This window comes from Rhodococcus sp. GXMU-t2271, assembly GCF_041414735.1.
Classification (GTDB): Bacteria; Actinomycetota; Actinomycetes; order Mycobacteriales; family Mycobacteriaceae; genus Rhodococcus; species Rhodococcus indonesiensis.
In genome coordinates this window covers 100,149-119,702 of the sequence record NZ_JAUIZP010000004.1, presented here as the reverse complement: position 1 = coordinate 119,702, position 19,554 = coordinate 100,149, and the positions used below count along the sequence as shown (strand labels likewise).

Below are 19,554 nucleotides of genomic sequence, written 5' to 3'. Positions count from 1 at the left end.
CTGCGCGGCAGGCCGGCCGCGGCGTACATTTCGCCGGTGAAGCGGCCCGACGCGGCTGCCCCACGAAGGGAGTTGCCGTGCCGACCGCCGTACTCGCCGTCGTCGCTCTCGTCGGCGCATTCCTGCAGTCCCGCCACCGCCGCGGCACCGCCCGCATTGACACCTACCTCGTGTGGTGGCTCGTGGCGGCAGTCGGCGTCGCCTCGGTGATCGGGGCCGCGTTCCACGTCTTCGACGGTCCCGCAACCGCCGAGATGATCGGATACACCCGCGGCGACGGAGGTTTCCAGTTCGAGAACGCCATGGGTGATCTCGCGATCGGCGTGGCGGGCATCCTGTGCTACCGCTTCCGCGGCGGGTTCTGGCTCGCGACGATCGTCGTCACGACAGTCCAGTACTTCGGCGACGCCGCCGGTCATCTGTACTTCTGGCTCGCGAAGGACAACACCGAGCCGGGCAACGTCGGCTTCCCGCTGTGGTTCGACATCATCCTGCCGATCGTGGCGTGGGCCCTGTACGCGGCGTCGTACCGGCGGGGCGGCGACGCCGTTCCCCTCACCCGGTCAGGAGCCGGCGCCGACACCGCCCGCGCGACGTAGCAGGTAGGTGTCCATCACCCAGCCGCGCGCCGCCTTCGCGCGGGCGCGGGCCCGCTCGATCTCCGGCAGCACCCGGTGCAGCGGACCCGCGACGAGTTCCTCGTCGGACGTGCCGAGGTCGGCGCCCCACCAGATGTGCCAGTCGCCCTCGAGCCGGGCGCATTCGAGCGCGCCGTCGAGCATCACCACGAGGTTGTCGCCCCCGGCGGCGACCTCGTGCGCGAGGCACCGGCCCGTCGTGATCGTGATCGGGCCGCCGATCCGGTTGAGCACCAACCGGTGCCGCGCCGCGAGCAGCGACACGGCACTCACCCCCGGGACCACGTCGTAGTCGACGTCGAGCACGCCCCGGTCACGTATACGTTCGACGACGCGAATGGTGCTGTCGTACAGGCTCGGATCGCCCCACACGAGGAATCCGGTGGTCTCGTGCGGCGCGACCTGCTCGCGCAGCACCGACTCGTAGGCGGCGGCGCGGGCCGCGTGCCAGTCCCGCACCTCGGTGCCGTAGGCGGACGGGGTCCGGTCGCGCGGCGGGTCCGGCACCGTGATCACCCGGTAGTCGCCGGTGACGTGCCGGCGACAGATCTCCTCCCGCACGGCGACGAGATCGTCGACGCCGCGCTGCTTGTCGGCGACGAGGAACACGTCCACCTCGTTCAGCGCCCGGACCGCGGCCACGGTGAGGTCGTCGGGACCACCCGGCCCGATCCCGATCAGCCGCAGCCGCCTCCTCATCCGCGATCCTCGAGGTCGCCCTCCACGTCGAGGTAGGCCTGCTGCAGTTCCGCGAGCGTCGCCGGATCCGGCTCGGCCCACAGCCCTCGGTCGGCGGCCTCGGAGAGCCGTTCGACGATGCCGCGCAGCGCCCACGGGTTGGCCTCGCGCAGGAACTGCTGGTTCTCCGGGTCGAGCGCGTAGGTGCGGGCGAGGGTTTCGTACATCCAGTCGGCGACGACGCCCGCGGTGGCGTCGTAACCGAACAGGTAGTCCACGGTCGCGGCGAGCTCGAACGCCCCCTTGTAACCGTGCCGGCGCATCGCGGCGAGCCAGCGCGGATTGACCACCCGGGCCCGGAACACGCGGGCGGTCTCCTCCGCCAGCGAGCGGGTGCGGACCTGGTCGGGGGTGGTGGAATCGCCGATGTACGCCTTCGGGTCCGCGCCGGTGAGCGCGCGTACGGTGGCGACCATGCCGCCGTGGTACTGGAAGTAGTCGTCCGAGTCGGCGATGTCGTGCTCGCGGGTGTCGGTGTTCTTCGCCGCCACCGCGATCCGCCGGTAGTTGGCACGCATGTCGTCCGCGGCCGGGACACCGTGCAGGTGCCGCCCGTACGCGAAGCCGCCCCACGCGGTGTACACCTCGGCGAGATCGGCGTCGCTGCGCCAGTTCCCGGAGTCGATGAGCGGCAGGATGCCGGCACCGTAGGAGCCGGGCCGGGAACCGAAGATGCGCCGGACCGCGCGCTCGGGGTCGCTGTGCTCGGCCTCGTCGCGGCGGGCGTGCGCGCGCACGAAGTTCAGATCGTCGGGTTCGTCGAGGGCGGCGACGGTGCGGATCGCGTCGTCGAGCATCGCGACGACGTGCGGGAAGGCGTCGCGGAAGAACCCGGAGATGCGGACGGTGACGTCGATGCGGGGCCGGCCGAGTTCGTCGAGGGGGATCACGGTCAGCTCGCGCACCCGCCGGGACTCGGCGTCCCATTCGGGGCGCACGCCGATCAGGGCGAGCACCTCGGCGATGTCGTCGCCGGAGGTGCGCATCGCGGAGGTTCCCCACACCGACAGACCCACCGACGGCGGGTAGTCGCCGGTGTCCGCGCGGTACCGGTCGAGCAGGTTGTTCGCCAGGGCCACGCCGGTGTCGTAGGCCAGCCGGCTCGGCACTGCCTTCGGGTCGACGGTGTAGAAGTTGCGACCGGTGGGCAGCACGTTGACCAGGCCGCGCAGCGGCGACCCGGACGGACCGGCGGGGACGTAACCGCCGTCGAGGGCGTGCAGCACCGCGTCGAGTTCGTCGGTGGTGCGGGCCAGGCGCGGCACGACCTGCTCGGCGGCGAAGGCGAGCACCCGCTCGACCTCCGGATCCTGCTGTCCCAGAATCTGTTCGACGACAGTGCCAGCGCACTCGACGCGCCAGCCGGCGTCCTCCATGCCCTGCACCAGGGCCCGGGCCTGGGACTCGACCGCGTCGGTCTCGGTGAGCGGCGCATCCGGCTTCAGACCGAGCGCGGTGCGCAGCCCGGGCACCGCGTGCGCCTTGCCGCCCCACACCTGCGCGGCCCGCAGCACCGACAGCACCAGGTTCACGCGGGCCTCCCCGACGGGCGCCGTGCCGAGCACGTGCAGGCCGTCGCGGATCTGCGCGTCCTTGACCTCGCACAGCCAGCCGTCGACGTGCAGCAGGAAGTCGTCGAATTCGGCGTCGTGCGGGCGGTCGTCGAGACCGAGGTCGTGGTCGAGCTTCGCGGCCTGGATCAGCGTCCAGATCTGGGCGCGGATCGCGGGCAGCTTGGCCGGGTCCATCGAGGCGATGTTGGAGTACTCGTCGAGCAGCTGCTCGAGCCGGGCGATGTCGCCGTACGACTCGGCCCGCGCCATCGGCGGGATCAGGTGGTCGACGATGGTGGCGTGGGCGCGTCGTTTCGCCTGGGCGCCCTCCCCCGGATCGTTGACCAGGAATGGGTAGATCAGCGGCAGGTTGCCGACGGCGGCGTCGGTCGCGCAGGCCGCCGACAGGCCGGCGTTCTTACCGGGCAGCCATTCCATCGAGCCGTGCTTGCCCAGGTGGACGACGGCGTCGGCCCCGAAGCCGTTCTCCACCCACCGGTACGCGGCGAGGTAGTGGTGCGACGGTGCCATGTCCGGATCGTGGTAGATCGCCACCGGGTTCTCGCCGAACCCGCGGGGCGGCTGGATCATCAGCACCACGTTGCCGGCCTGCAGGGTGGCGAGCACGATCTCGCCGTCCGGGTCGGCACTGCGGTCGACGAACAGTTCGCCCGGGGCCTCGCCCCACGCCTCGGTCATCGCGCCGGTCAGCTCGGCCGGCAGGTCCGCCGTCCACTCGCGGTAGCGCGCCGCGCTCACCCGCACCGGGTTGCCCGCCATCTGCTCGGCGCTGAGCCACTCCTCGTCCTGGCCACCCGCGGCGATCAGGGCGTGGATGAGCGCGTTGCCCGCCTCGGCGTCGTCCTCGGTGTCGAGGCCGGGAAATCCGTCGCCGAGGTCGTAGCCGCCCTTGCGCAGCGCGCGCAGCAGCCGGATCGCGGAGACGGGGGTGTCCAGGCCGACGGCGTTGCCGACGCGGGAGTGCTTCGTCGGATACGCCGAGAGCATGATCGCCAGCCGCCGCCGGGCCGGTGGGATTCGTCGCAGGCGGGCGTGCGCGACGGCGATCCCGGCGACGCGACGGCACCTTTCGGGGTCGGTGACGTAGCGCGGTAGGCCGTCGGCGCCGAATTCCTTGAACGAGAACGGCACCGTGATGATGCGGCCGTCGAATTCGGGGACGGCGATCTGCGTCGCGGAATCGAGTGGGGAGACACCCTCGTCGGATTCGGCCCACGCGTCGCGTCCCCAGGTCAGGCACAGCGCCTGCAGGATCGGAACATCGAGGGCGGCAAGCGCTCCGACGTCCCAGGCATCGTCGTCGCCGCCGGCGGAGACGGTGGCCGGGCGGGTACCGCCGGCGGCGAGGACGGTGACGATCAGGGCGTCGAGGGTGCCGAGTTCGGCGAGCAGATCTGCGGGGGCCCCGCGCAGGGTGGAGCAGAAGATCGGCACGGCCACGGCGCGGCCGGTGGCGTCGACCGCCTGCGCGAGATCACGGACGAAGCGGGTGTTTCCGCTGGTCTCGTGGGCGCGGTAGTACAGGATGCCCACCCTCGGCAGGGCGGGATCGGCCGCGGCGGGCGCGTGGCTGCCCCACTCGGGCAGCGCGGCCGGCGGATCGAAGCCCTCGCCGGTGAGCAGGACGGTGTCGGACAGGAAGGCGTGCAGCTGGGCCAGGTTGGCCGGTCCACCCTGCGCCAGGTAGGCGTGGGCTTCGGTGGCGATGCCGACGGGGACCGTGGAGTGGCTCATCAGCTCGGCGTCGGGCAGCTGCTCGCCGCCGAGCACGACGACGGGTGCGCCGTGCGCCAGGACCGCGTCGATGCCGTGCTGCCAGGACCGCACCGAGCCGAGGATGCGGACGATCACCAGGTCGGCGCCGTCGAGCAGGCGCGGCAGCTCGGTGCCGACGTCGAGGCGCGACGGATTGCCCAGCGCGTACTCGGCGTCGGAGCTCAGCGCCGACAGCAGGTCGGTGTCGGACGTGGACAGCAGCGCGAGCCGCGTCACGGCCGGGTCCTGCGCAGTTCGATTCCGCGCAGCACGAATTCGGTCATGTTCAGTCTCCAAACCCTCGTGGACTTCCCGTGCCGTGGCCGGTCTCCTGGCTGACGGATCGTCGCTGCTGCGCCGACCTTCCCGGACGTGCGTCCAGTGGTCTCCGGACCGGCGGACCGGTCCGGACGAGGGCGAGCAACTACCCGCTCACAGTGGCGAGGGCCGCGCCGGTCTCACACCGGCTTCCCGAGCACCACGGCAGGTGGAGCGTAGCGCACGTGTGCAACCATGTGCCCCCATGGTCGACCTTCCCCCGGCGCCGGCCCAGGATCGGTGTCCCGGTCTGCTGCGCCCCCACCTCGCCGCCGACGGCGCGCTGGTGCGGCTGCGCGCGTCCGGCGGCCGGCTCCCGGACGGCGGCCTGCAGGCGCTGTCGGATGCGTCGGTCGCCTTCGCGGACGGCGACGTGCACCTCACCTCACGCGGAAACCTGCAGCTCAGGGGCGTCGCAGTGGACGAGTGCGGCGGGGTGCCCGCCGGCCTCGTCGAGGCGGTGACCGCGGCCGGGTTCCTGCCGGCGCCGTCGCACGAACGGGTCCGCAACATCGTCGCCTCGCCGCTGTCCGGGATCACCGGCGGCCGCGTCGACATCCGCCCGCTGATCGGCGCGCTCGACGCCGCCCTGTGCGCCGAGCCCACCCTCGCGCAGCTGCCGGGGCGGTTCCTGTTCGGGCTCGACGACGGCCGCGGCGACGTCACCACCCTGCGCTGCGACCTCGCCGCGGTGGCCGTCGAACCCGGACTGTTCCGCGTCACGATCGGCCGGCGCTCCGGCCCGGTGGTGCCGGCCGGGCGGGTCGTCGGGACCCTGGTCGACCTCGCACAACGGTTCGCGGCGATCCGCGACACCAGCTGGCACGTGCACCGACTGCCGGAGGCCGGCGCCGAACTCGGCGGTGGTGCCCCGCTGCCGCCGCCCGCGCAGTACACCGTGCCGTACGGCCCCCTGCCCGGAGCGGTCTCGGCCCTGGTCCCGCTGGGCATCCTCGCCCCCGCGATGGTGGCGGCGCTGCCCACACGGGACGTGATCGTCACCCCGTGGCGCGGCCTGGTCCTGCCCGGCGAGCACGATCCGCAGCCGCTGCGCGACGCCGGGTTCGTCCTCGACGGCACGTCGCCGTGGACCCGCACCACCGCATGCACCGGCGCGCCGCGGTGTAGCCTCGCCGAGGGCGACACCCGTGCCACGGCCCGTCGCACCGTCGCCGATACGCCGCCACCGGGCCACCTGCACGTCGTGGGGTGCGAACGATCCTGCGGCGCACCGAATTTCCCCCACACGCTTCTGCTCGCGAGGAACCCGGCATGACCCTGTCCCCCCCACCCCGGCGCTACGACTACGTCACCGACGGCGCCGACATCTACGTCCGGTCGTTCGCGACGATCCGCGCCGAAGCCGACCTGTCCGCGATCCCGGCGGACGCCGAGAAGGTCGCGGTGCGCATGGTGCACGCCTGCGGGCAGACCGACCTGACCCGCGACCTCGCGATCCACCCGGACCTGGTGTCCGCGGCGCGCAGGGCGCTGCGCTCCGGCGCGCCGATCCTCACCGACGCGCACATGGTCGCGTCCGGGGTGACCCGCACCCGGCTGCCGGCGGACAACGAGGTGCTGTGCTTCCTGCGCGACCCGCAGGTACCCGATCTCGCGTCGGCGTGGGGCACCACCCGCTCGGCCGCGGCGGTGTCGCTGTGGGAGGACCGCCTCGACGGCGCCGTCGTCGCGATCGGCAACGCACCCACCGCGCTGTTCCACCTGCTCGAGCTCATCGACGCCGGCGGCCCCCGGCCCGCCGCGATCGTCGGGGTGCCGGTCGGGTTCATCGGCGCCGCCGAATCCAAGGAGGCGCTCGCCGCGCATCCGCTGCAGATCCCGTACCTGGTCGTGCGGGGACGGCGCGGCGGCTCGGCGATGGCGTCGTCCGCGATCAATGCCCTGGCCCAGGAGGCGGAGTGAACGACACCGGACGGTTCTACGGCGTGGGCCTCGGCCCCGGCGATCCCGAGCTGATCACCCGCAAGGCGGCCCGGCTGATCGAGCAGGCCGACGTGATCGCCTACCACTCGGGCACTCACGGCCGGTCCATCGCGAGGGGCATCGCGGCCGAACTGATCCGGGAGGGGGTGCACGAGGAGGCGCTGATCTACCCGGTCACCACCGGCACCACCGACCACCCCGGCGGCTACGACGGGGCCATCGCCGACTTCTACGACGAGTGCGCGGCGCGCCTGGCCGTGCACCTCGACGCCGGCCGCACCGTCGTCGTGCTGTGCGAGGGCGACCCGCTGTTCTACGGCTCCTACATGTACCTGCACGACCGCCTCGCGAACCGCTATGCGACCGAGGTGGTTCCGGGCGTGACGTCGGTGTCCGCGGCCGCGGCGGCCGCGGCGGAACCGCTGGTGCGGCGCACCGACGTGCTCACCGTGCTGCCCGGCACGCTGCCCGAGCCGGAACTGGCGCGCCGTCTCGCCGACACCGACGGCGCCGCGATCATGAAGCTGGGCCGCACCTTCCCCGCGGTCCGCTCCGCGCTCGCCCAGGCGGGCCGGCTCGACGACGCGGTCTATGTCGAGCGCGCGTCGATGGGCGGGCAGCGCATCGTCCCCGTCGCCGACGTCGACGCCGATGCGGTGCCGTACTTCTCGGTGATCCTCACCCCCGGCGACCGCGCACCGCGCAACCGGGACATCACCGACCGGTCCCGGCCCGTCGTCGCCGAGGTTCCGGACACGGTCGCTACCCATGAGCTGCTCGTCGTCGGTCTCGGGCCCGCCGACGAGAAGTGGCTCACCCCCGAGGCCGCCGCCGCGCTGGCGTCCGCCGACCACATCGTCGGGTACGGACCCTACGTAGACCGCGTGCCGGTCCGGCCGGGACAGCAGCGGCACGCCAGCGGCAACACCGTCGAGGTGGACCGGGCCCGCTTCGCCCTCGAGCTGGCGCTGTCCGGCGAACGGGTGGCCGTCGTCTCGGGCGGCGACGCCGGAGTGTTCGGGATGGCCTCGGCGGTGTTCGAGGCCGCACAGGATCCGCGCTTCGCCGAGATCCCGGTGCGGGTGCTGCCCGGCGTGTCGGCGATCCAGGCCGTCGCCGCGCGGGCGGGCGCCCCGATCGGCGGCGACTTCGCGGTGCTGAGCCTGTCGGACCGGCTCAAGCCGTGGGAGGTGATCGAGCAGCGGCTCACGGCCGTCGCGCAGGCCGACCTGGTGCTGGGCATCTACAACCCGGCGTCGCGGTCGCGGACCACGCAGGTCGCGCAGGCGCGGGCCGTGCTGCTGCGGCACCGCCCCGCCGACACCGTCGTGGTGATCGGCCGCGACGTCGGCCGCCCCGGCGAGTCGCTCGAGGTGACCACCCTCGAGAAGCTCGACCCGGACGCGATCGACATGAAGTGCCTGATCGTCGTGGGCTCGTCCGGCACCGCCGTCACCGCGACCGGCGCGGTGTGGACGTCGCGCTCGGTGCGGCCCTGAACATTCGCAGGGATCCGCGCACGTCACGGCATGCGCGGATCCCGATTCAGCGCGTGAAGCCGCTGCGGTCCCGCGCCGGGTCGTACAGATGCGAGCACGCGACGTCCGCCGACCGCACGCCCAGAGCCCGTCCGACGACGATCACCGCGGTGTGCCGCAGTCCCGCCGCCTCGACCTGGTCGGCGATGTCGGCGAGCGTCCCGCGCAGCACCAGCTCGTCCGGGCGGGACGCGAACGCCACCACCGCGGCCGGACAGTCGGCGCCGTACTCGACGCTCAGTTCCTCGGCGAGGACCCGGATCCGGGTGATCGCCAGGTGCAGCACGAGGCTCGCGCGCAGTCCCGCGACGCGGGCCAGGGCCTCGGTGTCGGGCATCGCCGTCGAGCGGGCCTGCGTGCGGGTCAGCACGACGGTCTGCACCAGCTCGGGCACGGTCAGCTCCGCACCGAGGGTCGCCGCGGCCGCCGCGTAGGCCGGCACACCGGGCGTGACGTCCCACGGCACCCCCGCGGCATCGAGCCGGCGCGTCTGCTCGGTCAGGGCCGAATACAGCGACGGGTCACCGGAACACAAGCGGACGACGTCGAGGCCGCGCCGGTGGGCGTCGACGAGGTGCGCGGTGATCTCGTCCAGGTCCAGGTGCTGGGTGTCGACGAGCCGGGCATCGGGACGGCAGTGCGCGAGCACCTCGCCGTCGAGATAGGTGCCGGCGTAGAGCACCACCGGCGCCTCGCTCAGCAGCCGCGCCGCCCGCAGCGTCAGCAGGTCGGCCGCACCGGGGCCGGATCCCACGAAGTGAACTGTCATCTCTCGCCTTTCGTCACCTGCCACTGCACCACCGGGCGCAGCGCCTGCCACCCGCTGAACCCGCCGAGCGGCGCGGCCTGCTCCACGGTCAGCCGGGTCAGTTCCCCGCCGTGGCTCTTCCACCACTGCGTCAACGTCGCCTCGGTCTCGAGGGTCACCGCATGCGCGACCAGGCGCCCGCCCGGACGCAGCCTGTCCCAGCATGTTTCGAGCACCCCCGGAATCGTCCCGCCGCCGCCGACGAAGACGGCATCGGGAGCGTCGAGGCCGGTGAGTGCGTCGGGGGCGGGGCCGCGCACCACCACGACCGACGGGACGCCGAGCTGCGCGGCGTTGCGTCCGATCCGTTCGGCGCGCGCCGCGTCGCGTTCGATCGCGATCGTGCGGCAGCGCGGATCGGTGCGGGCCCATTCGATGCCCACCGACCCGGCGCCGGCCCCGACGTCCCACAGCAGTTGCCCCGGCCGCGGCGCGAGCGCGCACACCGCGGCGAGCCGGATCGGTCGTTTGGAGATCTGACCGTCGTGCTCGAACGCGTCGTCGGGCAGGCCGGGCGTCGTGGGATACCCCTCGGCTCCGCAGCATTCGATGCAGACGACGTTGAGGGCGGGCGCGTCGCCCGACCAGACGTCGGCGGTGGCGGTGCGCCGCGCCTCCTCGGGTGCGCCGAGGTCCGACAGCACGGTCAGCACGCTCGCACCGAACCCGTCGCGACGCAGCAGGTCGGCGACCCGCGCCGGGGTGGACCCGTCGGAGGAGAGCACGATCAGCCGACGGCCCGGCCCGAAGGCGCGGCGGACCGCGTGCACGTCGCGGCCCACCAGGGTCACCACGTCCACCGATTCGGCGCTCCACCCCATGCGGGCGCGGGCCAGCGCCACCGACGACACGGCGGGCAGCACCGTCACGGCGTCGGCGCCGAGCCGGTCGATCAGGGTGGTCCCGATCCCGGAGACGAGCGGATCGCCCGACGCGACCGCCACGATCGTGCGGCCGCGGTGCCGCGCGAGCAGCGCGTCGAGCCCGTCGCGCAGCGGGGACGGCCACGGCTCGCGGACGGCCCCGGTCTCGGGCAGCAGCGCCAGGTGGCGCCGTCCCCCGAGCAGGACCTGCGCGCCGAGCACCGCGTCGCGGGCGGGGGGCGGCAGGCCGTCCCAGCCGTCGGCGCCCATGCCGACGACGGTGATGTGTGAGCCCATGGCGTCGAACCCTAGCCGGTGCGGCTAGACTCGGCGCCGGCAAGACAATCGAGGTGCCCCTCACGGGGATAATCGGGAAGCCGGTGAGAATCCGGCACAGGCCCGCTGCGGTGACCCGGGAGTCGTCGATCATGCGCACCACGCGCAGCCACTGGACCGTCCGGTCCGGGAAGGCGATCGCACGGCGTCCGACCGGGAAGTCCGAATACCGGCCTCGATTCCGTTTGCCGAGAAGACATCCCAGCGGGAGCCTGTGGAGGTTGAGAGTGCACGTGTATCCGTTCAGTGCCGTCGTCGGCTCCGACGACCTGGCGCTGGCCCTGTCCCTGTGCGCGGTGTCGCCGTCGATCGGCGGGGTGCTCGTGCGCGGGGAGAAGGGCACCGCCAAGTCGACCACGGTGCGCGCCCAGGCCGCGCTGTTGCCGCAGGTCACCGAGGTCGCCGACTGCCGGTTCGCGTGCGACCCCGCCGCCCCCGACCCGTCCTGTCCCGACGGCCCGCACCCGCACGGCGCGGCGGCGCAGACCCGGCCGGCACGGCTGGTGGAACTGCCCGTCGGCGCCACCGAGGACCGGGTCACCGGCTCCCTGCACCTGCAGAAGGCGCTGTCGGCGGGCACCGCCGAGTACGAGCCCGGCCTCCTCGCCCGGGCGCACCGCGGGGTGCTCTACGTCGACGAGGTCAACCTGCTGCACGACCATCTCGTGGACCTGCTGCTCGACGCCGCGGCGATGGGCCGCTGCTCCGTCGAGCGCGACGGGGTGTCGGTCTCGCATGCCGCCCGGTTCGTGCTGGTCGGGACGATGAACCCGGAGGAGGGCGAGCTGCGTCCGCAGCTGCTCGACCGCTTCGGGCTCACCGTCGAGGTGGCCGCGCCGCGCGATCCGCAGGTGCGGGCGGAGATCGTGCGGCGGCGCCTGGCGTTCGATGCCGACCCCGCGGCGTTCGTCGCGGGCTGGGCCGACGCCGAGTCCGAGCTGGCCCGGCGGCTCGCCGGGGCCCGCGAGCGGCTGCCGCACGTGCGGCTCGGCGACGACGCGCTCGTCGCGATCGCGGAGGTGTGCGCGGCGTTCGACGTCGACGGGATGCGCGCCGACCTGGTCACCGCCAAGACCGCCGTCGCGCACGCGGCCTGGGCGGGCCGCGACGAGGTCACGCGGGAGGACATCGCGGTGGCGGCGCGGCTCGCGTTGCCGCACCGTCGTCGCCGCAACCCCTTCGACGAGCCCGGCATGGACGAGACGCTGCTCGACGAGCTGCTCGGCGACCGGTCCCCCGAACCCGATCCGGACGGACCCGACGATCCCGGACCCGACGACCCCGGTCCGGACGACCCCGGACCCGACGGTCCCGGTGGCGGCGAAGCGACGCCGGGCCGGGACGACCGCGCGGAGGGCTCCGGCGCGGCGACGTCCGTCGCGGCCCCGGCCGAGCCCTACCGGACCCGCCTGTTCACCGTCGACCGCACGGGCCGCGGCACCGCGGGCCGGCGCTCCCGGGCGCGCACGACGGTCGGCCGCACGGTCGGCGAGCGTCGCGCCGACACCGGCCCCGTCCACCTGCCCGCCACCATCCGCGCCACCGCCGCCCACCCGTGCGCGTTTCCGGTAGCGGGAACTACCGGAAACGCGCACGGGTGGCAGGTGCGGCGGAAGGTCGTCGAGGGGCGTGAGGCCAACCTGGTGCTGCTGTGCGTCGACGCCTCCGGCTCCATGGCGGCGCGGCAGCGGATGACCCAGGTCAAGACGGCGATCCTGTCGCTGCTGCTCGACGCCTACCGGCGCCGCGACACCGTCGGCCTGGTGACCTTCCGCGGCGATCGCGCCGTGCTCGCCCTGCCGCCGACCAATTCCGTGGACGTGGCCGCGGCCCGGCTGCGGGAGCTGCCGGCGGGCGGGCGCACCCCGCTCGCCGAGGGACTGCTCGAGGCGGCCGAGACGATCCGGCGGCACCGGCTGCGCGAACCCGACCGGCGGGCGTTGCTCGTCGTGGTCACCGACGGTCGCGCCACCGCAGGTGCGGACGCGGTGGCCCGGTCCCTCGCGGCCGCCGACCGCATCGCCACCGCCGGGATCGACGCGGTCGTCGTGGATTCCGAGACCGGCCGGTTCCGCATGGGTCTCGCGGCCCGGCTCGCCGAACGGCTCGGCGCCGAACACGTTCCCGTCGGCGAGGTCCACGCCGACGCGCTCACCACCGTCGTCCGAGGAAGGGCCGCGTAGATGCCGAAGGGACAACCGGCCACCGTGCCGGACGACGGTCTCACCACCCGTCAGCGCCGCAACCGGCCGCTGCTGATGGTCCACACCGGCGACGGCAAGGGCAAGTCGACCGCCGCGTTCGGGCTGGCACTGCGCGGCTGGAACCAGGGCTGGTCGGTCGCGGTGTTCCAATTCGTCAAGTCCGCCAAGTGGCGCCTCGGCGAGCAGACCGCCTTCGAGACCCTCGGCGACCTGCACACCGAACGCGGCACCGGCGGCCCCATCGAGTGGCACAAGATGGGCTCCGGGTGGTCGTGGTCCCGCAAGGACGGCACCGAGGAGGACCATGCCGCCGCGGCACTCGCCGGGTGGCGGGAGATCCAGCGCCGGCTCGCCGCCGAGCGGCACGGGCTGTACGTGCTCGACGAATTCACCTACCCGATCGGCTGGGGCTGGATCGACGCCGACGAGGTGGTGCAGACGCTCGCCACGCGCCCCGGCCACCAGCACGTCGTGATCACCGGCCGCCGGGCGCATCCGGCATTGATCGAGGCCGCGGATCTTGTGACCGAGATGACCAAGATCAAGCACCCGATGGACGCGGGCCAGAAGGGCCAGAAGGGCATCGAGTGGTGACACTCGGGGGTGCCAGCGTGGTGACACTCGGGGGTGCCAGCGTGGTGACACTCGGGGTGGCGGCGTGCTGACACTGCCGCGGCTGGTGATCGCCGCGCCGGCGTCCGGACACGGGAAGACCACGGTCGCAACGGGTCTCATGGCCGCCCTGCGGTCGGCCGGGCACACGGTGTCGGGGCACAAGGTCGGCCCGGACTACATCGACCCCGGCTACCACGCCCTCGCGACGGGCCGGCCGGGACGCAACCTCGACGCGCACCTCGTCGGCACCGACCTGCTCGCACCGCTGCTCGCGCACGGTGCCCGCGGCGCGGACGTCGCGATCGTCGAGGGCGTGATGGGCCTGTACGACGGGATGCTCGGCACCGACGGTTTCGCGTCCACCGCCCACACCGCGACGGTGCTCGGCGCCCCGGTGATCCTCGTCGTCGACGTCTCGCACGCCTCCCGTTCGATCGCGGCGGTGGTGCACGGCATGGCCACCTTCGACCGCGGTGTCCGCATCGCCGGGGTGATCCTGAACAAGGCCGGCTCGGTGCGGCATTCCGACGAGGTGGTCGAGGCCCTGGCCGCGACGGGCGTTCCGGTGCTCGGGGTGCTGCAGCGCGACGACGGGATCTCGGCGCCGTCGCGGCACCTGGGGCTGGTGCCGGCGCAGGAGCGGGCCGGGGCGGCCGCCCAGCTCGACCGGCTGGCCGCGCAGATCGCCGCGCGCGTCGATCTCGCCGAGGTGATGCGGATCGCCCGCAGCGCACCGGCTCTCGTCACGGAACCGTGGGAGCCGGGCGAGTCGGCCGAGGACGGACCGGTCGTCGCGATCGCCGGGGGTCGCGCCTTCACGTTCCGCTACGCCGAGACCGAGGAGATGCTGCGCGCCGCCGGGTGCCGCACCGTCGTCTTCGACCCGCTGCGCGACGAACGCCTGCCGGACGGCACCGCCGGAATCTACCTCGGCGGCGGGTTCCCGGAGGTACACGCCGCCGACCTGGCTGCGAACACGCCGCTGCGCGAGCATCTGCGGGCCGCGATCGCGGCCGGCACGCCCACCGTCGCCGAGTGCGCGGGTCTGCTGTACCTGTGCCGCGACGTGGACGGCGCTCCGATGGTCGGCGCGGTCGACGCGTCCGCGCGGATGACCCCGCGGCTCACCCTCGGCTACCGCACCGCCGTCACGCCCTGCGACACGCTGCTCACCCCGGCGGGCGCTCGGGTGACCGGGCACGAATTCCACCGCACCACCGTCGATTCCACCGGTGAGCCGGCGTGGCTGCTGGCCGGCCGGCCCGACGGGTTCGCCTCCGCCACCGTGCACGCCTCCTATCTGCACACCCACTGGGCCGGGCATCCGGTCCTCGCCCAGCGGTTCGCCGACGCGGTGCGGGCCGCGAGGCCGGTCCCCCCGCCGCCGCGCACGCCCCCGGCCACCGCGCCGGACCTGCAGCACCACGGTGACCGGGAGGCGACCCCGGGTCTGGTGGACCTGGCCGTCAACGTCGCGCGCCGGCCACGCCCGGACTGGCTCGACGCGGCACTGACGGGCTCGCTGGCCGAACTGGACCGGTATCCCGATCCGCGGGCGGCGCGCGCGGCCCTGGCCGCGCGGCACGGCCGCGATCCGCTCGAGGTGCTCCCCACCGCCGGCGGCGCGGAGGCGTTCACCCTCGTCGCCCGCGCCCGCCGCTGGGCGCGACCGGCGGTGATCCATCCGCAGTTCACCGAGCCGGAGGCGGCGCTGCGTGTCGCCGGGCACGAGGTGACGCGGGTGCTGTTGCGGGCCGAGGACGGGTTCGTCCTCGACGCGGCGCGGGTGCCCGACGACGCCGACCTCGTCGTCGTCGGCAACCCGACGAACCCGACCGGGGTGCTGCACCCGGCTGCCGCACTGCGGGCCCTGGCGCGACCCGGGCGGGTGCTCGTGGTGGACGAGGCATTCATGGATGCGGTACCGGGAGAAACCGAATCGATTGCCGGGGAGTCGATTCCCGGAGTCGTGGTGATCCGCTCGCTCACCAAGACGTGGGCGATTCCCGGGATCCGCGCCGGATACGTGCTCGGCGACGAGTCGATCGTCGCCGAGCTGGCGGCGCACCAGCCACCGTGGTCGGTGTCCACCCCGGCGGCGGCAGCGATGAGCGCGTGCGCGTCGGCGGCGGCCACGGTCGAAGCCGAGCGCGCCGCCGTGCAGATCGCGGCCGACCGCGCCGTCCTCGTGGACGGCCTGATCGCCCTCGGCGTCGAGGTGGCCGGACCGTCCGCGGCGCCGTTCGTGCTGGCCCGCGTCCCGATCGGCACGCGGGAACGCCTGCGGGGCCGGGGGTTCGCGGTACGCCGCGGCGACACGTTCCCCGGTCTCGGCACCGACTGGGTGCGCATCGCGGTGCGCGACCCGCAGACCACCGCGGCGCTGCTCGCGGCGTGGCCGACGTGAATCCCCACGCCGCCGGCCTCGTCCTGGGCTATGCCGCCGACCGGGCGTTCGGCGACCCCCGCCGGTTCCATCCGGTGAGCGGTTTCGGCCGGATCGCGCGCGCGACCGAGCGGGCGCTGTACGCGGACCACCGGGCGGCCGGGACGCTGTTCACCGTGGTGCTGGTCGGCGGCGCCACCGGGCTCGGCTACGGCGCGGACCGACTCACCCGGCGGCGCCCGCTGCTGCGGACGGCGGTGACCGCGGCCGCGACGTGGACCGTGCTCGGCGGCCGCTCCCTGGCGCGGGAGGCCACGACCATCGACGGCCAGCTGCGCCGTGGGGATCTGCCCGCCGCGCGACGGCAGGTCACCCACCTCGTCGGCCGCGACCCGTCGCAGCTCGACGCCGCCGGCGTCGCCCGCGCCACGCTCGAGTCGCTCGCGGAGAACACGTCCGATGCGGTGGTCGCGCCGCTGCTCTGGGGGGCGGTGGCGGGGCCGGCGGGCCTGCTCGGCTACCGGGCCGCGAACACCCTCGACGCCCGCGTGGGCCACCGCACGCCCCGTCACGAGCGGTTCGGCTGGGCCTCGGCCCGGTTCGACGACGTGCTCAATCTGGCACCGGCACGGCTCTCGGCGCTGCTCGCGGCGGGTCTGGGCGGCCGGCCGGGTGCGGCTCTGCGGGCCTGGCGCCGGGACGCCCACCGGCATCCGAGCCCGAATGCGGGCCCGGTGGAGGCGGCGTTCGCCGGGGCGCTGGGGGTCACGCTGGGCGGGGTGAACGTCTATCACGGTGTGGTGGAGGACCGCGGCACCCTCGGTGACGGTCCCCCGCCCCAGCCGGCGGACCTGAGGCGTGCGGTGCAGCTCGCCGCGCGGGTCGGCGTGGGCGCGCTGGCGGTGTGCACGGCCCTCACGTTCGCGACCAGGAATGTGGCGCGCATCACGTAAGAGGTGTAACACTGTAATCAGTGATACACCCCTCGTCCCGAGGAGGACGACATGCGACACACCCCACACATGCACGGACCCCGCTTCGGCCGCCCCGGCGGCTGGCAGCAGGCCGACATCCCCGACGCAAGCGACGCCGCCGAGTGGTTCTCCGGACGGCTGCCCGACGACTGGTTCACCGGCCCCGCCACCATCGAGGTCGACCGCGAGGAGATCGTCGTCGTCGGGGAGCTCCCCCCGCCCGAGGACACCGGCGCCGCGGCCGTCGACGGGCGCATCGCCCGCTTCCGGGAGAGCACCCGTCCGGACCGGATGCGGATCGCCGACGAGGCCGAGGCCCGCTACGGCCGGAAGGTCGCCTGGGGAGTCACCCTCGGCGATCGCCGGGTGTTGTTCACCCACTTGGCCGTTCCGGTGATGACCCGGCTGCGCCAGCCCGAGCGCAAGGTCCTCGACACCCTCGTCGACGCCGGCGTCGCCCGGTCGCGCTCCGACGCGCTCGCCTGGTGCATCAAGCTCGTCGGCACGCACAGCGAGCAGTGGCTCGCCGAACTCCGGGAGGCGATGCGCAAGGTCGACGACCTGCGCGCCGAAGGCCCGCAGGTCTGACGCCGCAGATCCTTATGGCCGCGCGCGCGAGATCCGGCGCGTCGCTGTCTATTTCGTCAGCGGCTCGGTGGCCCAGGCGACGGCCTCGGCAACCGTCGGCACCGTCGGCACCCCCGGCGGCGACGGCGGTCGGCGCACGACGACGACCCGCACGCCGAGTTCGGCCGCGGCGTCGAGCTTGGCGCGGGTCAGGTCCCCGCCGGAGTCCTTCGTGACGAGCACGTCGACGTCGTGGCCGGCGAGCAGCGCCCGCTCGCCGTCGACGGTGTAGGGGCCCCGGGCGAGCAGCACCGTCCACGAGGCCGGCACGTCGAGGTCCAACGGCTCGACGACCCGCACGAGGACACGGTGCCGCGCCAGAGGGCCGACGAAGCGGTCGAGGGTCTGGCGTCCCGTGCTCAGGAACACGCTCGTGCCCGCGGCCGCTGCCACGGCGGCGGCGTCGTGGTCGTCGACCCACGTCCAGTCGGCGGCGCCGGTCCAGCCCGGCCGCGCCAGGCGCAGCAGCGGCACCCCGGCCGCCGCGCACGCGGTCGCGGCGTTGCCGCTGATCCGCGCGGCGAACGGGTGCGTCGCATCGACGACCCGGTCGATTCCGTTGCCGCGCAGGTACTGTTGCAGCCCCTCGGCGCCACCGAAACCGCCGATCCGCACCTCGCCGACCGGCAGCCGCGGGTTACGTACCCGTCCCGCGAGCGACGACAGGTAGGCCACCCCCGCGGTCTCCAGACGAGCGGCGAGCGCCCGGGCCTCGCCGGTGCCGCCGAGAACGAGCACCGTCATGCCAGGCCGCCGGTCAGCGTGGGCAGCGCGGGCCGGTCCCCCAGCATCCCGAGCAGGGTGTCGACGTCGAGGTGCTCCTCGATCATGTCGGCGAGCACCTCGAGGCGGGCGTCGCGCGCGTCGTGGAAGCCGACGGTGCCGGTGGCGACGTCGCGGCCGGTGAGGTCGGCGACCTCGCAGAGCCAGGCGGTGCGCAGGGCGTCGCCCTCGAGGCTGCCGTGCCACATGGTGCCGAACACCGTCCCCGCGCGGGCGCCGCCGAGGAACTCGTCGTCGCCGCCGCGGGCGATGCGGCCGTGGTGGATCTCGTAACCCGAGGCGGGGACGCCGAGTGCCGTCCCGGTCGGCAGACGCAGCACCTTCTCCGGTTCGAAATCGGTGTGCACGTCCAGTAATCCGAGCCCGGCCACGCACGCACCCGGCGTGCCTTCGACACCGTGCGGATCGGAGATCCGCCGGCCGAGCATCTGGAATCCGCCGCAGATACCGAGCACCACGCCCCCACGGCGGGCGTGGTCGGCGACGGCGGTGTCGAGGCCGCGGCCGCGCAGCCACGCGAGGTCGGCGAGGGTGGCGCGGGTACCGGGCAGGATCACCACGTCGGCGCCGGCGAGGGCGCGGGGGTCGTCGACGAACCGCACCCGCACGTCCGGCTCGAGACACAGGGCGTCGACGTCGGTGAAGTTGCTGATCCGGGGCAGCATCACCACCGCGACGGTGAGTGCGCCGGCGCCGTCGTGGGCGGGCCGCGACGAGAGGGCCAGCGAGTCCTCCGAGTCCAGCCACAGGTCGCGCTGCCACGGCAGGACACCGAGAACCGGCCTGCCGGTGAGCTTTTCGAGCGAGTCGAGGCCCGGTCGCAGCAGTCCGACGTCGCCGCGGAACTTGTTGATCACGAAGCCGCGGACGAGGGCCTGGTCGGGCGCGTCGAGCAGGGCGAGGGTGCCGTACATGGCGGCGAACACCCCGCCGCGGTCGATGTCGCCGACGAGCACCGTCGGCAGGTCGCCGTGCCGGGCCAGACCCATGTTGACGTAGTCGTGGGCCCGCAGGTTGATCTCGGCGGCGCTGCCGGCCCCCTCGCAGACCACGACGTCGAAGCGGTCGCGCAGATCGTCGAACGCGGCGAACGCGGCGTCGGCGAGATGCCGTCGCCCGCCCGCGAACTCGCCGGCCTCGAGGTGCCCCGCGGGGCGGCCGAGCACGACGACGTGGCTGCGACGATCACTGCCCGGTTTGAGCAGCACCGGATTCATCGCAGCCTCGGGCACCGCCCGTGCCGCCACCGCCTGGATCCACTGCGCGCGTCCGATTTCCACGCCCGCACCGGTGTCCGGGTCGAGAGCCACCATCGAGTTGTTGGACATGTTCTGCGCCTTGAACGGCGCGACCGACAAGCCGCGTCGGGCCAGCGCCCGGCAGATCCCGGTGGTCACCACGGTTTTCCCGGCGTCGGAGGTGGTTCCGGCGACGAGCAGGCCCTGTCCCACGC

Annotated in this window: 15 protein-coding genes and 2 riboswitches; of the genes, 9 read left to right on the top strand and 6 right to left on the bottom strand. The window is 74.0% G+C overall.

The annotated features are described in order from the left end of the window. The first annotated feature begins 77 nt into the window (after window positions 1-77). Window positions 78-599: a DUF6790 family protein gene (locus tag QYS60_RS03070; protein WP_289381997.1), complete on the top strand. Its 522-nt coding sequence runs from the start codon at window positions 78-80 to the stop codon at window positions 597-599. On the opposite strand, the gene cobF is transcribed toward QYS60_RS03070, so the two are convergent. Both cobF and cobN read right to left on the bottom strand, forming a co-directional pair. Beyond that, entirely contained in the window at window positions 564-1,337 is a 774-nt protein-coding gene (gene cobF, locus QYS60_RS03065) for a precorrin-6A synthase (deacetylating) (RefSeq protein WP_371382407.1), read from the bottom strand. The two genes, QYS60_RS03070 and cobF, sit on opposite strands and share 36 nt — an antisense overlap. Then, entirely contained in the window at window positions 1,334-4,942 is a 3,609-nt protein-coding gene (gene cobN, locus QYS60_RS03060) for a cobaltochelatase subunit CobN (protein ID WP_371382406.1), read from the bottom strand. The genes cobF and cobN overlap by 4 nt, the downstream gene beginning before the upstream one ends. Before the next feature lie 66 nt (window positions 4,943-5,008). Next, window positions 5,009-5,236: riboswitch (cobalamin riboswitch) on the bottom strand. Between cobN and QYS60_RS03055 the strand changes: the two genes are divergently transcribed. The 3 genes from QYS60_RS03055 to QYS60_RS03045 all read left to right on the top strand — a co-directional run bounded on the left by QYS60_RS03055 (window position 5,229) and on the right by QYS60_RS03045 (window position 8,466). Further along, window positions 5,229-6,299 (top strand): cobalamin biosynthesis protein CobG, encoded by a 1,071-nt coding sequence (locus tag QYS60_RS03055; protein WP_371382405.1) that lies wholly within the window; start codon window positions 5,229-5,231, stop codon window positions 6,297-6,299. Its footprint overlaps the riboswitch before it by 8 nt. After that, window positions 6,296-6,946 (top strand): precorrin-8X methylmutase, encoded by a 651-nt coding sequence (locus QYS60_RS03050; protein WP_003938347.1) that lies wholly within the window; start codon window positions 6,296-6,298, stop codon window positions 6,944-6,946. Before QYS60_RS03055 ends, QYS60_RS03050 begins: the two co-directional genes overlap by 4 nt. Then, a complete protein-coding gene (locus tag QYS60_RS03045) occupies window positions 6,943-8,466 on the top strand; it encodes a precorrin-2 C(20)-methyltransferase (protein WP_371382404.1) in 1,524 nt (507 codons plus the stop codon). Before QYS60_RS03050 ends, QYS60_RS03045 begins: the two co-directional genes overlap by 4 nt. Window positions 8,467-8,512: 46 nt before the next feature. Here QYS60_RS03045 and cobM read toward each other — a convergent pair whose 3' ends face one another. Together cobM and cbiE are read right to left on the bottom strand one after the other, a co-directional pair. Then, window positions 8,513-9,274 (bottom strand): precorrin-4 C(11)-methyltransferase, encoded by a 762-nt coding sequence (gene cobM, locus QYS60_RS03040; protein ID WP_371382403.1) that lies wholly within the window; start codon window positions 9,272-9,274, stop codon window positions 8,513-8,515. Continuing rightward, on the bottom strand, window positions 9,271-10,473 hold the full coding sequence (cbiE, locus tag QYS60_RS03035) for a precorrin-6y C5,15-methyltransferase (decarboxylating) subunit CbiE (RefSeq protein WP_371382402.1): 1,203 nt from the start codon (window positions 10,471-10,473) through the stop codon (window positions 9,271-9,273). Before cbiE ends, cobM begins: the two co-directional genes overlap by 4 nt. 34 nt (window positions 10,474-10,507) lie before the next feature. Next, a riboswitch (cobalamin riboswitch) is annotated at window positions 10,508-10,705 on the top strand. Window positions 10,706-10,739: 34 nt separating this feature from the next. Between cbiE and QYS60_RS03030 the strand changes: the two genes are divergently transcribed. The 5 genes from QYS60_RS03030 to QYS60_RS03010 all read left to right on the top strand — a co-directional run bounded on the left by QYS60_RS03030 (window position 10,740) and on the right by QYS60_RS03010 (window position 17,279). After that, on the top strand, window positions 10,740-12,695 hold the full coding sequence (locus QYS60_RS03030) for a magnesium chelatase subunit D family protein (protein ID WP_371382401.1): 1,956 nt from the start codon (window positions 10,740-10,742) through the stop codon (window positions 12,693-12,695). Further along, window positions 12,696-13,310, top strand: coding sequence for a cob(I)yrinic acid a,c-diamide adenosyltransferase (cobO, locus tag QYS60_RS03025; RefSeq protein WP_371382400.1), 615 nt, complete (start codon window positions 12,696-12,698; stop codon window positions 13,308-13,310). It begins immediately after the preceding gene. 67 nt (window positions 13,311-13,377) lie between these two features. Next, window positions 13,378-15,738 carry a cobyrinate a,c-diamide synthase gene (locus QYS60_RS03020; protein ID WP_371382426.1) on the top strand — a complete coding sequence of 787 codons (2,361 nt, stop codon included), beginning with the start codon at window positions 13,378-13,380 and terminating at the stop codon, window positions 15,736-15,738. Then, complete coding sequence (locus QYS60_RS03015; protein ID WP_289381246.1) at window positions 15,726-16,670, top strand: cobalamin biosynthesis protein; 945 nt, start codon at window positions 15,726-15,728, stop codon at window positions 16,668-16,670. Before QYS60_RS03020 ends, QYS60_RS03015 begins: the two co-directional genes overlap by 13 nt. Before the next feature lie 51 nt (window positions 16,671-16,721). Continuing rightward, entirely contained in the window at window positions 16,722-17,279 is a 558-nt protein-coding gene (locus QYS60_RS03010; protein ID WP_054372691.1) for a hypothetical protein, read from the top strand. A gap of 48 nt (window positions 17,280-17,327) precedes the next feature. On the opposite strand, the gene QYS60_RS03005 is transcribed toward QYS60_RS03010, so the two are convergent. Continuing rightward, entirely contained in the window at window positions 17,328-18,062 is a 735-nt protein-coding gene (locus QYS60_RS03005) for a cobalt-precorrin-6A reductase (protein WP_289381243.1), read from the bottom strand. Further along, a complete protein-coding gene (locus tag QYS60_RS03000; RefSeq protein ID WP_289381241.1) occupies window positions 18,059-19,552 on the bottom strand; it encodes a cobyric acid synthase in 1,494 nt (497 codons plus the stop codon). Before QYS60_RS03000 ends, QYS60_RS03005 begins: the two co-directional genes overlap by 4 nt. Window positions 19,553-19,554: the final 2 nt, after the last annotated feature.

Excerpts from the sequence above, each read along its gene's own strand:
- cobF (WP_371382407.1), bottom strand. The coding sequence starts at position 1,337 with ATGAGGAGGCGGCTGCGGCTGATCGGGATCGGGCCGGGTGGTCCCGAC.
- QYS60_RS03055 (WP_371382405.1), top strand. The coding sequence starts at position 5,229 with ATGGTCGACCTTCCCCCGGCGCCGGCCCAGGATCGGTGTCCCGGTCTG.
- QYS60_RS03050 (WP_003938347.1), top strand. The coding sequence starts at position 6,296 with ATGACCCTGTCCCCCCCACCCCGGCGCTACGACTACGTCACCGACGGC.
- cobM (WP_371382403.1), bottom strand. The coding sequence starts at position 9,274 with ATGACAGTTCACTTCGTGGGATCCGGCCCCGGTGCGGCCGACCTGCTG.
- cbiE (WP_371382402.1), bottom strand. The coding sequence starts at position 10,473 with ATGGGCTCACACATCACCGTCGTCGGCATGGGCGCCGACGGCTGGGAC.
- cobO (WP_371382400.1), top strand. The coding sequence starts at position 12,696 with ATGCCGAAGGGACAACCGGCCACCGTGCCGGACGACGGTCTCACCACC.
- QYS60_RS03010 (WP_054372691.1), top strand. The coding sequence starts at position 16,722 with ATGCGACACACCCCACACATGCACGGACCCCGCTTCGGCCGCCCCGGC.
- QYS60_RS03005 (WP_289381243.1), bottom strand. The coding sequence starts at position 18,062 with ATGACGGTGCTCGTTCTCGGCGGCACCGGCGAGGCCCGGGCGCTCGCC.